Below are 13264 nucleotides of genomic sequence, written 5' to 3'. Positions count from 1 at the left end.
GCGAATTCATTCTGGGGCTTCTGGGGGTACGCGCTTGAGCGCGCTGACGACGTGGATCACGAAGCGGAAGAAGGCTGTCGCCTCGACGCTCGTCGTCGCTCTCGTCGCCGGGGTGCCGCTCACGATCGCCGCCCTGCACCCGGGATTCCCGGTGACCGACGTCGACCTCACGGCGCGCGACGTCTGGGTCACCAACGGTGAGCAGCTGCAGGGTGGGCGACTCAACCGTCAGATCGAAGAACTCAACGCCTCGGTCGTGGCATCGAGCTCGGAGTTCGACGTCCTGCAAAACGGAGACACCCTCTTCATGGTCGATCCCGTCGGGGGTCGCGTCGAGTCGGTGAGCCCCTCGACGACCGAGGTCACCTCGTCCATCGACGTTCCCGTGGGTTCGGAGGTCGACTACGGCGGCGACGTGCTCGCGATCGTCTCGCCCGAGGGCGACCTGTGGATGACCGGCTCGGTCGGCGACCTCGTCTTCAACTACGCGCAGACCGACCCCCTCGTGCGCCTCGGAGACGGTGGCCATGCGGTCGTCACGAAGGCGGGAGCGGTCATCGCCGTCTCGCCCGAGGAGGGCGCGGCCTACCGCATCGAGTCGCTCGGGGCCGAGATCGTCGAGACGGAGTTTCCCGAGATCGGCGCGTTCGAGCTCACCGCCGTCGGAGACGAAGCGGTCGCGCTCGACACGACGACGAGCACGGTCGTCAAAGAAGACGGAACGGTGTTCGAGCTCGAGCACGACGGCTTGCGCATCCAGCAGGCCGGCCCCGCGAACGAGGCCGTCTACGTCGCGTCCGGCGACGCCCTGCTCGAGGTCGATCTCGGGTCGGGCGAGACCGTCGAGCACGCGGCATCCATCGAGACGCCCCTCACCTCGCCCGAGGATGCCTCGGCCCCCGTGTTCCTCGACGGGTGCGCGCACGGCGCGTGGGCGGGGGCGCAGCGCTACCTCCTCGCGTGCGAGGGTGCCGAGGGTCAAGCGCAGGAGATCACGGAGCCCACGGCGGGGAACACCCTCGAATTCCGTGTCAACCGCTCTGTCATCGCGCTCAACAACCTCACCAACGGCAACACGTGGCTCGTCGACGACAACATGCGTCTCGTCGACAACTGGGAAGACGTCACGCCCCCCGAGGAGGCCGACGGCGTCGAGGGTGACGAGAAGTCGGCGACCCAGTCGCTCTCCGACACCCTCGCCGAGCGCACCGAGAACAACCGGCCGCCCACGGCCACCGACGACGAGTTCGGCGTGCGCCCCGAGAAGACCACGATCCTCCCCGTTCTCGACAACGACACCGACCCCGACGGCGACATCCTCGTCATCTCGCGCTTCGACGACATCGCGTCGTCGACAGGCAAGCTCGACCCGATCGACGGAGGCCGGGCGCTCCAGTTCACGCCGTCGGAAGACTTCGTCGGCAATTTCGCCTTCAGCTACACCGTGGACGACGGGCGCGGGGGCACCGACAGTGCTCGCGTGACCGTCAACGTGCGACCGCCCGAGATCAACGAGCTACCCGAATCGCAGCGGCTCTCGGCGACGACGGCCGAGGCGAACCAGCAGATCACCTACAACGTGCTGAACGACTGGCTCGACCCCGACGGCGACGACCTCTACCTCGTCGGCGCGAGCCCGCGGTCGGGCGACCTCGTGCAGTTCACTCCCGACGGCTACGTGACCTTCTCGCACCGCACGTCGGAGATCGGCGTCAAAGAGGTCACCGTGCAGGTGAGCGACGGCATCGGGGATCCCGTCGAGGGAGTCCTCACCGTCGACGTCCAAGCGACGGGATCGCTCAGCCCCATCGGCACTCCCGACTTCGCCGAGACCTTCACGGGTGAGCCCGTCGTGGTCGAGCCCCTCGACAACGACCTCTCGCCCTCGGGCGCTCAGCTCTCGCTCTCGAGCATCGCCGAGCCCGGCCGGGGAGCCACCGCGTCGCTCAACGCCGATCAGGGCACGGTGACGTTCAGCGCTCCGACCGCGGGCATCTACTACGTGACCTACATGGTGAGCGCGGGCGGGATGTCGAGCGAGAGCATCATCCGCGTCGACGTGACAGACAAGATCGACGACGAACGACCGCCGATCGCCGTGAAAGACACCGCCTATCTGCGCGGGGATGCGCCGACGATCGTGTCCGTGCTGTCGAACGACACGAGTCCGTCGGGTCGCGTGCTCGCCGTGCAATCCCTCGACGTCGACGACGACCTCCTCGCGCGCGGGCTCGTCGTCGAGTTGCTCGAGAGCACCCTCATCCGCGTGACCTCGCCCCAAGCGCTCACCGAGCAGGTGTCGTTCAGTTACACGATCTCCGACGGCGCCAACACGGCGACGGCGGGGGTCACGGTCGTGCCCGTGCCTCCCCTCACGAAGCATCAGCCCCCGATCGCGAATGACGACACCGCGACGGTGCGCGAGGGCGACATCGTCACGGTCGACGTGCTCGAGAACGACTACCACCCCGACGACGTCACAATGTCGGTCGAGGAGGAACTCGTGAGCGAGCCCGCCGAGGGGCTCGCATTCGTCAACGCGAACACCGTGCGTTTCCAGGCTCCGGACGAGCCCGGGCAGTACAGCGTCGACTACTCGGTCGTCGACCCCTACGGGGAGACCTCCGCCGCGAACGTGCTCTTCACCGTCACGCCGGTCGACGAAGACGCGAACCAGGAACCCGTTCCCGAGCCCCTCACCGCGCGGGTGCTCTCGGGCGGGTCGATCCGCGTGGAGATCCCGCTCGACGGCATCGACCCCGACGGCGACTCCGCGCAACTGCTCGGCTTCCCGGTCAACCCCACGCTCGGCACGATCGTCGACGACGGCATCGACTACTTCGTCTACGAGGCTGTCGGCGGGCTCGCGGGCACCGACGAGTTCAGCTACGAGGTCTACGACGCGTTCGGGGCCACGGGCATCGCGACGGTCAAGATCGCCGTCATCCCCGAGCCGACCGAGAGTCTTCCGCCGAACGCCGTTCCCGACAGCGTCGCGGTGCGTCCCGGCAGGGTCGCCCAGGTGGATGTCACCGCCAACGACTCCGACCCGCAGGGGGCGGCGATCAAGGTCGAAGACGAGCTCATCGACGTGCCCGACGACATCCCGGTCGAGGTCGAGCGCAGCCAGACGGTCATCATCGAGGCGCCGGACGAGGAGATGTCGTTCTCGTTCCGGTACGAACTGACCAACAACCTCGGCGGTTCGTCGGTGAGCTACGTGCAAGTACAAGTGACTCCGGATGCCCCGATCCTCCCGCCGAGCGCCGACGACATCATCATCGACACCGCGGACATCGCGGGCGAGCAGTCGATCTCGGTCGACATCTACGACAACGTGTTCAACCCCGGGGGGCGCAACTCCGACCTCGCCGTGTCGCTCGAGGGGCCCAACGCGTCGTCGGCCGAAGTGCTCGACGGGGGCAGGGTCGAGGTGACGCCCGGGGAGACGCGTCAGGCGATCGCCTATCGCGTGACCGACGACGTCGAAGACCTCGACGCGATGGCGTTCATCATCGTGCCCGCGGCGACGGGCGAGGAGTTCGACGATCCGCCGATCATCGACCCGTCGCTCCCGGTGCAGTACATCGACCAGAACGAGACGAAGGAGTGGGATCTCTCGGAGATCGTCTTCGTGCCGTCGGGTCGCGACGTGATCATCACCGACCCCGCGAGCGTGAGCGCGGTGCAGAGCAACGGCGACTCGAACTACGTCGACGAGGACACCATCCGCTTCACCCCGCCGCTCGACTACCGGGGCCCCGCTGCGATCAACTTCACGGTCACCGACGGGTCGAACCCCAACGACCCCAATGGCAACGTCTCGTCGCTGCGGCTCAACATCATCGTCGGCGACCCCGAGTCGCGCGACGTCGAGCCGACCTTCACGTCGCCCTCGGTCGAGGTCGAGGCGGGCGAGTCGGCGACGATCGACCTGCGCGAGTCGACGGGGCACCCGAACCCGCAGATCCTGCAGGAGATCACCTACTCCGACATCACGGGCGCGAGCGAGGGTCTGCAGGTCGAGCAGGCCGGTTCGACGCTCACCCTCTCGGCGCCGATCGACGCCGTCAAGGGAACGGCGTCGACCCTCGGCGTGACCCTGCGCTGGGGCGACTTCGAGGTCCCCGGCACCGTCAACGTCACGGTCGTGTCGTCGTCGAGGCCCCTCGCCGTCGCCGTGAGCGACTCGGCGGAGGCCGCGCGCGGCGATGGCGCAACGGTCGTGCCCGTTCTCGCCAACGACTCCAACCCGTTCCAATCGACGGGGCAGTCGCTGCGCGTGATCGACGCGAACGTCGACAACAGCGGTGAGCCGGCATCGGTGACGTTCACCGAAGACAGCGTGCGCATCGCCCCGAACCCCAACCTCAAGTCGGGGGAGATCGTCGTCATCTATCGCATCGCTGACGCGACGAACGATCCCGATCGCGAGGTCAACGGCACTGTGAGCCTCGTCGTGAGCGACGTTCCCGACGCCGTCGCCAAACCGGTGCGCCAGCCGAACAACGAGATCGGTGCCGACGGCACGGCGACGTGGGTGTTCCAGGCTCCCGCGACCAACGGAAAACCGATCACGTCGTACGACATCACCGTGACTCCGGCCATCAGCAACCCGCCCACGTGCACGGCGGGGGCACGCTGCACGCTCACCGGGCTCACGAACGGCACGGCGTATCGCATCAGCGCCGCCGCCGAGAACATGCGCGGTCGCGGCGGTTTCTCGCCCCAGAGCGACCCGATCACGCCCTTCGGCACCCCGGGAACACCCGAGCCGACCAAGACGACGCAATCGAAGTGGTCGCCCGCGAACATCACCTGGAGCTGGCCGGCGGTCGACGCCCGCGGTGGATCGACGACGTACTTCTGGGAGCTCAACTCGGGGCAGAAGGGTCAGGGCACGTCGACGTCGGCGACCGTGTCGGGCCTCGGTCCCGGCACATACACGCTCTCGGTCTACGCGCGGAACTCGGGCGGCAGGGACGGCCAGACGGGCACCTCCGCTCCCGCCGAGGTGCGGCAGCAGCCCACCCCCAACGCCGTGCGGAACCTCTCGGCGAGGGCGTCGAGGCCGACTGCGAACGCCGACCTGACGTTCTCGTGGAACCCGCCCAACAACGCGACCGCGGATGCCGCGGGCGACGGCCTGCGCTACCGCTGGTCGGTCAACACGGGTGGAAGCGGCACCGGAACCGCGACGACCGTGAACCTCAACGGCAAGGGTCAGGGCAACCACACCATCACCGTCGTGCCGTTCAACGACAGCGGCGACGGCCCGGCGCAGACCGCCTCGGTGCGAGTCGACGCCCCGCCGCCACCGGCCCGCAACCCCAGTGTCGAACCGCGCCGCGGTGACGGAAGGGTCGGCCAGCAGCAGTGTGGCAGCTGGAGCTGCGCCTACCCGGCGATGTCGTGGAACGATGTCGAGCCCGGAAGCTACAACCTCTGCTACACCCTCTCGGGCAACGATGCGATCAGCGGCTGCCAGCGCGTGAACATCGCGAGTTCGGGCAGCCACCAGTTCACGGGTCAGGGATTCCGCGGCTGGCCGAACAACACCCTCGCGGTGCGGATCGAGGGCGTCGCCAACGCCTCGAAGTCGTGGGGCAACTCGTCGTGTCTCAACACCGGGAGCGGATGTCGCAATGGCCCGTGACCGTCGCCCCGCCCCCTCGTCCTCCCGTTCTGCCCACACCCAGGAGAAACCGTGCCCGTAACCCAAGAGCAAGCCGACTGGTTCGCCGACGCTTTCCGCAAGCTCATCGGCAATGTGAACAAGGCGATCGTGGGCAAAGACGAGGTCATCAAGCTCGTGCTCACGGCGCTCGTCTCCGACGGTCACGTGCTCCTCGAGGACTTCCCCGGCACAGGCAAGACCGTGCTCGCGAAGGCGCTCGCCAACACCCTCGACGGCACGACGTCGCGCATCCAGTTCACGCCCGACCTGTTGCCCTCCGACGTCACGGGCGTGCAGATCTTCGACCAGTCGAAGGGCAAGTTCACCTTCCACCCCGGCCCGATCTTCGCGTCGATCGTGCTCGCCGACGAGATCAACCGCGCGAGCCCCAAGACCCAGAGCGCGCTCCTCGAGGTCATGGAGGAGGGCATCGTCACGATCGACGGCGAGAGCAACCCGGTCGGCGCCCCCTTCATGGTCATCGCGACCCAGAACCCCGTCGAGCAGGCCGGAACCTACAAGCTGCCCGAAGCCCAGCTCGACCGGTTTCTCATCAAGACCTCGCTCGGCTACCCCGACACCAAGACGACGGTCGCCTTGCTCATGTCGTCGTCGTCGCGAGCGCGCGCCTCACTCGTGTCGCCAATCATCAAGCCCGATTCGATCGTCGCGATGACGGCTCTCGCGACGGAGGTCTTCGTCGACGAGTCGGTGATGACCTACCTGAGCGAGATCGTGGATGCCACGCGCGTCAACAAAGACATCCTGCTCGGGGTGAGCATGCGAGGTGCCCTCGCCCTCGCGAGGGCCGCGAAAACGTGGGCCATCGCCGCCGGGCGCACGTATGTCACACCCGACGACGTGCGCGACCTCGCCGTTCCCGTCTTCGCCCACCGCATGATCATCGACCCCGAGTCGGAGTTCGCGGGTGTCAAGGCCGAGGACCTCGTGAGCCGCATCCTCGTCGACATCGAACCGCCCGTCTACCGCGCCGCGTGACCGCTCCGCACGAGGTCGCTGTCGAGCGAGCACAGCGAGCCGGTCTCTCGATCGTCGCGCCGCTGCGCGCACTCGCCGCGGCGACCGGGCCGCGGCTCGCGGCTCTCGCGCGCGTCGTGGGGCGCGCGGTCGGCCCCGTGCTCGGCGTCGTCACCCCCGCGGGCTGGACGGTGCTCGCGTTCGCCGTCGTCGCCGTGACACTGAGCCTCGTCTTCGCGTGGCAGGAGTTCACCTACCTCGGTTCGGTGCTGCTCGCCGCCTTCGTGCTCGCGACCGTGTTCCTCATCGGTCGCTCGTCGTACGGCGTCGAGATCGAACTCAACCCCCGACGCGTCGTGGTCGGAGACCGCGCCCTCGGGCGCATGGTCGTGACCAACACGGGTGCGCGACCGCTCTCTCCCGTGCGCATGGAACTTCCGGTCGGCAAGGGCCTCGCGGAGTTCCAGCTGCCCGCGATGGCGCCGGGTGAGGAACACGAGGAGCTCTTCGCCGTGCCCACGACCAAGCGGGCCGTGATCGTCGCGGGTCCCGCCGAGTCGGTGCGGGGAGACCAGCTCGGGCTCATGCGCCGCGCGGTGCGCTGGACCGAACCCGTGGAACTCTTCGTGCACCCCGCGACGGTGCGCCTCGCGGCCACGGCGTCGGGCCTCGTGCGCGACCTCGAGGGGCAGGTGTCGAAGAAGATCACCAACAGCGACATCGCGTTCCACGCGCTCCGGCCCTACGTGCCGGGAGACGATCGCAGATACGTGCACTGGCGCACGTCGGCGCGCATCGGACAGCTCATGGTGCGCCAGTTCGAGGAGACGCGTCGGTCGCAGCTCACCATCATCCACAACAGTCTCGAGAGCCTCTACGCGAGTGAGGAGGAGTTCGAGCTCGCGGTCTCAGTCACGGCGTCGATCGGCGCTCAAGTGTTGCGCGACGGCACCCAGATGAACATCGTGAGCGAGAGCGGGGTGTGGCGCACCCCCTCGGTCACGTCGATGCTCGACCACTCGAGCCGTATCGAACCCGCGGGACGGATCTTCGAGAGCACGCGCAGTTTCGCTCGCGAGCAGACCAAGCGACTGCCCGCACCGAGCATCGTCATGATCGTGGGCGGGTCGCTCATGTCGACGGCCGAGTTCCGCAGCATCGAGAGCCTCTTCGGGCAGGACACGACGCAGATCGGATTCCGCATCTCGGCGGGGGCCGCGCCGTCGATCTCGGCCGTCGGCTCGCTCACCCTCGTGACGGTCGGCAGGCTCAGCGACCTCGGCATGCTCGTGAGGGTCGCCTCGTGAGCGCGTCGGCGCCGCAGCAGACGCAGGCGAAGCCGGTGCGTGCGCCTCGACCGGCAACTCCGAAGCGGATGCCGTCGACCCGCACGTGGGCCGACATCGCCGTTCTGCTCACCCTCGCGATGCTCGGCGTCGTCGGGTTCGAGCCGCCGTTCGGCGGGTTCGGGTTCCTGCTCGCGGGAATCGGCGGTCTCGCCGTGGGGGCGGCCACGGGCATCCTCACCTCGATCTACCGTCTGCCCGTGATCACGACGACCCTCGTCGCGGTGACGGGCTACTTCCTCCTCGGCAGCGCCTTCGCGGTTCCCGGCCAGGCGCTCGCGGGAGTCTTCCCGAGCCTGCAGTCGCTCGCCTCCCTCGCCGTCGGCGCGGTCTACGGGTGGGCCGACATCGTCACCCTCCAGACCCCGATCGGTGCGCCGCAGTACATCGCGGTCGTGCCCTTCGTCGCGACCTGGCTCGTGGCCCTCATCGCGACGACACTCGCGGCGCGATGGCTGCCGTCGCGCCCGCGTGCCGCGTGGCGTCACGGGGTCATGCTCATCGGGCCCGTGCTGCTCTACCTCGCGGGGGTCCTCCTCGGCACCGACACCCCGTTCCAAGCGGGCGTTCGCGGCGTCACCTTCGCGGTGCTCGCCCTCGTGTGGCTCGCTTGGCGACGCTCGAGCGAGGGCACCCTCGCGGCCGAGTCCGCGGCGCGCAACCGGCGCCGCAAACTCGCGGGCACCGCCATCCTCGTCGCGGCGTCCGTCGTCGTCGGCACCGGATCGGCTCTCGTGCTCGCTCCGCCGAACGACCAGCGATTTGTTCTGCGCGACGAGATCGAACCGCCGTTCGACCCCCTGCAGTACCCGAGCCCGCTCGCGGGGTTCCGTGAGTACAGCAAGCTCATGCAGGAAGACGTGCTCTTCACCGTCGACGGGCTCGCGCCCGCCGATCGGCTGCGTCTCGCGACGATGGACACCTTCACGGGCAAACTCTGGAACGTCACGGGCCCCGAACTCCAGACCGCCGGTTCGGGGTCGTTCGCTCTCGTCGGTCGCGAACTTCCCCGGCAGGATTTCATCACCGCGGATCGGCGCGAGAACGTCACCGTGACGATCGAGGCCTACGACGACGTGTGGGTGCCGAGCGTCGGCTACCCGACCGATCTCGAGTTCACCGCGGGAGACGCCGCCGACGACACCGACAGCCTGCGCTACAACGAGGCGACGGGCACGAGCGTGCTCACGACGGGCGTGAGCGAGGGCGACAGCTACACGATCGACGCGGATGTGCAGCGCGTGCTCTCGGGCGACGACCTCGCCGACGCGAGCCCCGCCGCGATCTCGCTCCCGCCCATCACCGACAACCCCGACATCACGACGGCGAAAGCCCAGGAGCTCGCCGGAAGCGCGACCGAACCGGCGGCGCAACTCGAGGCCATCCGGCTCGGGCTCGCGGAGCAGGGCTTTCTCTCTCGGGGGCTCGCGTCCGACGCCGTGCCCTCCCGGGCGGGTCACGGAGCCGATCGCATCGACGAGCTCTTGAGTCGAAACCAGCTCATCGGAGACGAAGAGCAGTACGCCTCGGCGTTCGCCCTCATGGCGTCGACCTACGGCTACCCCGCTCGCGTCGTCATGGGATTCGCTCCCGAGGTCGTCGAGGGGCAAGTGACCGAGGTGCGCGGTGAAGACGTGAGCGCGTGGGTCGAGGTCGCCTTCGAGGACATCGGGTGGGTCGCCTACGACCCCACCCCCGACGAGACCGACATCCCGCAAGACCAGACCCCGCAGCCGCAGATCGAACCGCAACCGCAAGTGCGTCAACCGCCGCGTGCCGACAACGACCCCGAAGACCTCCTCACCCCCGTCGAGCTCGACAACGAAGACACCGACGACGAAGACGCTTTCGTCTTTCCGACGTGGCTCGTCGTGCTCGCGCTCAGCATCCTCATTCCCGCCGCGATCATCCTCATCCCCGCGCTCATCATCGGCGCGCTCAAGGCTCGACGCGCTCGCCGTCGCCGGGACGCGGCGACGGGGGACGCCCGAGCCGCGGGAGCGTGGGACGAACTCGTCGACCAGTACACCGAACTCGGCTACGCCGTGCCCGCCCGATCGACACGCCCGATGATCGCGCGCGACCTCGAACGCCAGGTGCCGGGGGAGGAGCCGCTCCCGCTGCGATCGCTCGCGACGGCGACAGACCGCGCCGTGTTCTCCGGTGCCGACCTCGATGCGGTGAGCACCGACGAGGTGTGGTCGGAGGCCATCGCGGCCGTCGAGATCGCGCGTCGCGCCGTCACGCGCTCCCGCCGCATCCTCAGCAGGTATCGCTTGCACCGCCGTCGGCGTCGCCGCGGTCGCGCGTGACCACTCGGCTACCATGGCGTTCGTCGCTGAGCGGGGAGGTCGCGGGATGACGCCAACAGATCCGCACGCGGACGAGGGTCGGCCGTTCATCGCGCCGCCCCCGGGTGCGGATGCCGCGCCGCCCACTCAGAACGGTTCGAACGGTTCGGACGGGCCGGGGCGCAGCGCTACCGACGGCTCCGCCGGAGACCCCGCCCCCGACGACTTCATCAGCCTCCCGCCGGGCGTCGTCGACATCCCCGATCCCGACTCGGGAACACGCCGCGTGCAGCGGGCCAGACCGGACATCGCCGAGCCCGCGGCGACCCGCGGGCCGACCGCGCCGGCCGCGCCGGGCGGGATCACGTTCTTCCCTGCGCCGATCGGAGCCCCTGCACCGATCGGAGCTCCTGCGCCGCCCGTGCGCGACGCGCCGCCCGCCACCCCCGCGCCCGCCGCGCAACACGACGTCGAGACGGGGCAGACGGCAGCCGTCACGTGGCGCTTGCGCCTGCCCGGTGGCGACAGCATCCTCGTCGACCGGGCGGTCTTCGTGGGGCGCAACCCCTCGGCGACCGACGTCGCCGGTCTCGCGACCGCGGGCGCGCGACTCGTCGCCGTGGTCGACCCGGCCAAGACGGTGTCGAAGACGCACGCCCTCTTCGTGCTCGACGGCACCGACCTGCTGGTCGTCGACCTCGACTCGACGAACGGCGTGCACATCACCGCTCCCGGCGACGCCGAGCGTGCCGCGACCCCCGGCCAGACCACCGCCATTCCGGACGGCGCTCGCGTCGAACTCGGCGACTTCGCTCTCGACGTCTCTCGCGGCTGACCCCCGTCGCAACGAGCGCGCAGCGGTGCGCGTCGTAGACTTGCGAGATTACGCCCGTGTTACACGCGGTCGAGAGCACGTCACGAAGAGAGAGGGCGCTTCAGTGGGCAGGACGCTGGCAGAGAAGGTGTGGGACGACCACCTCGTGGTCAAAGGCGACGACGGATCACCCGACCTCCTCTACATCGACCTCCACCTCGTGCACGAGGTCACGAGCCCGCAGGCGTTCGACGGATTGCGCATGGCGGGTAGGCCCGTGCGGCGCCCCGATCTCACGATCGCGACCGAAGATCACAACACCCCGACCCTCGACATCGACAAACCGATCGCCGATCTCACGAGCCGCACCCAGATCCAGACCCTCCGCACCAACGCGGCCGAGTTCGGGGTGCGGCTGCACTCCCTCGGCGACGTCGAGCAGGGCATCGTGCACGTCGTCGGCCCCCAGCTCGGTCTCACGATGCCGGGCATCACGGTCGTGTGCGGTGACTCGCACACCTCGACCCACGGCGCGTTCGGAGCGATGGCGTTCGGCATCGGCACGAGCGAGGTGGAGCACGTGCTCGCCACCCAGACCCTTCCGCTCAAGCCCTTCAAGACCATGGCGATCACGGTCGAGGGTGAGCTGCGCCCCGGTGTCACGGCGAAAGACATCATCCTCGCCGTCATTGCGAAGATCGGAACCGGCGGTGGGCAGGGCTACGTGCTCGAATACCGCGGCAGCGCCATCCGCTCGCTGTCGATGGACGGCCGCATGACGATCTGCAACATGTCGATCGAGGCGGGCGCCCGCGCGGGGATGGTCGCGCCCGACCAGACGACCTACGACTACCTCGAGGGAAGGCCCCACGCTCCCGAGGGTGCCGACTGGGATGCCGCGGTCGCCTACTGGAACACGCTCGCGACCGACGACGACGCCGTGTTCGACGCCGAGGTCTTCCTCGACGCGAACGAGCTCGAGCCCTTCGTGACGTGGGGAACCAACCCCGGCCAGGGCGTCTCGCTCAACGACAGCGTTCCCGACCCCGCGACGATCGTCGACCACAACGAGCGGGCCTCGGCCGAGCGCGCCCTCGAGTACATGGCCCTCAAGGCCGGAACCCCGATGAAGGACATCGCCGTCGACGCCGTGTTCATGGGGTCGTGCACCAACAGCCGGATCGAAGACCTGCGAGCCTTCGCCTCGATCATCAAGGGGCAGAAGAAAGCCGACGGCGTGCGCGTCATGGTCGTGCCGGGGTCGGCGCGCGTGCGCATCGAGGCCGAGGCCGAGGGAATAGACCAGATCGTCAAAGACTTCGGAGCAGAGTGGCGATTCGCGGGGTGCTCGATGTGTCTCGGGATGAACCCCGACCAGCTCGCTCCCGGCGAGCGCTGCGCGTCGACCTCCAACCGCAACTTCGAGGGACGCCAGGGCAAGGGCGGTCGCACGCACCTCGTGTCGCCGCTCGTGGCAGCCGCGACCGCGGTGCGCGGAACGCTCTCGAGCCCCGCCGACCTCGCGGTCGCCGCCGAGAGGGGCGCGATCTGATGGACAAGGTCACCGTCATCACGGGTGTCGCCGCGCCGCTCGAGCGCGCGAACGTCGACACCGACCAGATCATCCCCGCCGTGTTCCTCAAGCGCGTCACCAAGACGGGTTTCGACGACGCACTCTTCTACGGATGGCGGCAGGACCCCGACTTCGTGCTCAACCGACCCGAATTCCAGGGTGCGAGGGTGCTCGTCGCCGGACCGGACTTCGGCACGGGCTCGAGCCGCGAGCACGCCGTGTGGGCCTTGCGCGACTTCGGGTTCGCCGCCGTGCTCAGCCCGCGATTCGGCGACATCTTCCGCGGCAACGCGGGCAAGCAGGGGCTCCTCGCGGCGCAGATCACCGAGGCCGAGGCCGAGGAGTTCTGGGCACTCATCCGCTCGAACCCCGGCATCGAGGCGACCGTCGACCTCGAGGCGCGGACCGCGACGATCGGCGAGCGCACCGTGGCGATCGAGGTCGACGACTACACCCGCTGGCGTCTTCTCGAGGGCCTCGACGACATCAGTCTCACCCTGCGTGACGAAGCGCAGATCACAGAGTTCGAGGGGCGCCGGGCATCCTGGCGACCGCGCACTCTGCCCGTAAAGTAGATCGACCGAT

Annotated in this window: 7 protein-coding genes; all 7 read left to right on the top strand. The window is 68.9% G+C overall.

The genetic code is table 11. The features are described from left to right. The first annotated feature begins 34 nt into the window (after nt 1-34). The 7 genes from ACLHIH_RS07390 to leuD all read left to right on the top strand — a co-directional run bounded on the left by ACLHIH_RS07390 (nt 35) and on the right by leuD (nt 13254). Nucleotides 35-5656 (top strand): Ig-like domain-containing protein, encoded by a 5622-nt coding sequence (locus ACLHIH_RS07390; RefSeq protein WP_411316061.1) that lies wholly within the window; start codon nt 35-37, stop codon nt 5654-5656. A gap of 51 nt (nt 5657-5707) precedes the next feature. Then, nucleotides 5708-6676 carry an AAA family ATPase gene (locus ACLHIH_RS07385; protein WP_411316060.1) on the top strand — a complete coding sequence of 323 codons (969 nt, stop codon included), beginning with the start codon at nt 5708-5710 and terminating at the stop codon, nt 6674-6676. Next, complete coding sequence (locus ACLHIH_RS07380) at nt 6673-7962, top strand: DUF58 domain-containing protein (RefSeq protein ID WP_411316059.1); 1290 nt, start codon at nt 6673-6675, stop codon at nt 7960-7962. The genes ACLHIH_RS07385 and ACLHIH_RS07380 overlap by 4 nt, the downstream gene beginning before the upstream one ends. Further along, nucleotides 7959-10313 (top strand): transglutaminaseTgpA domain-containing protein, encoded by a 2355-nt coding sequence (locus tag ACLHIH_RS07375; RefSeq protein ID WP_411316058.1) that lies wholly within the window; start codon nt 7959-7961, stop codon nt 10311-10313. The genes ACLHIH_RS07380 and ACLHIH_RS07375 overlap by 4 nt, the downstream gene beginning before the upstream one ends. A 46-nt stretch (nt 10314-10359) precedes the next feature. Further along, nucleotides 10360-11127 (top strand): FHA domain-containing protein, encoded by a 768-nt coding sequence (locus ACLHIH_RS07370; RefSeq protein WP_411316057.1) that lies wholly within the window; start codon nt 10360-10362, stop codon nt 11125-11127. A 103-nt stretch (nt 11128-11230) separates the two neighbouring features. After that, nucleotides 11231-12658 carry a 3-isopropylmalate dehydratase large subunit gene (leuC, locus tag ACLHIH_RS07365; protein ID WP_411316056.1) on the top strand — a complete coding sequence of 476 codons (1428 nt, stop codon included), beginning with the start codon at nt 11231-11233 and terminating at the stop codon, nt 12656-12658. After that, a complete protein-coding gene (leuD, locus tag ACLHIH_RS07360) occupies nt 12658-13254 on the top strand; it encodes a 3-isopropylmalate dehydratase small subunit (protein ID WP_411316055.1) in 597 nt (198 codons plus the stop codon). Before leuC ends, leuD begins: the two co-directional genes overlap by 1 nt. Nucleotides 13255-13264 lie beyond the last annotated feature (10 nt).

This window comes from Marisediminicola sp. LYQ134 (assembly GCF_046599635.1).
GTDB lineage: Bacteria > Actinomycetota > Actinomycetes > Actinomycetales > Microbacteriaceae > Marisediminicola.
This window is presented reverse-complemented; position numbering and strand designations above follow the sequence as displayed.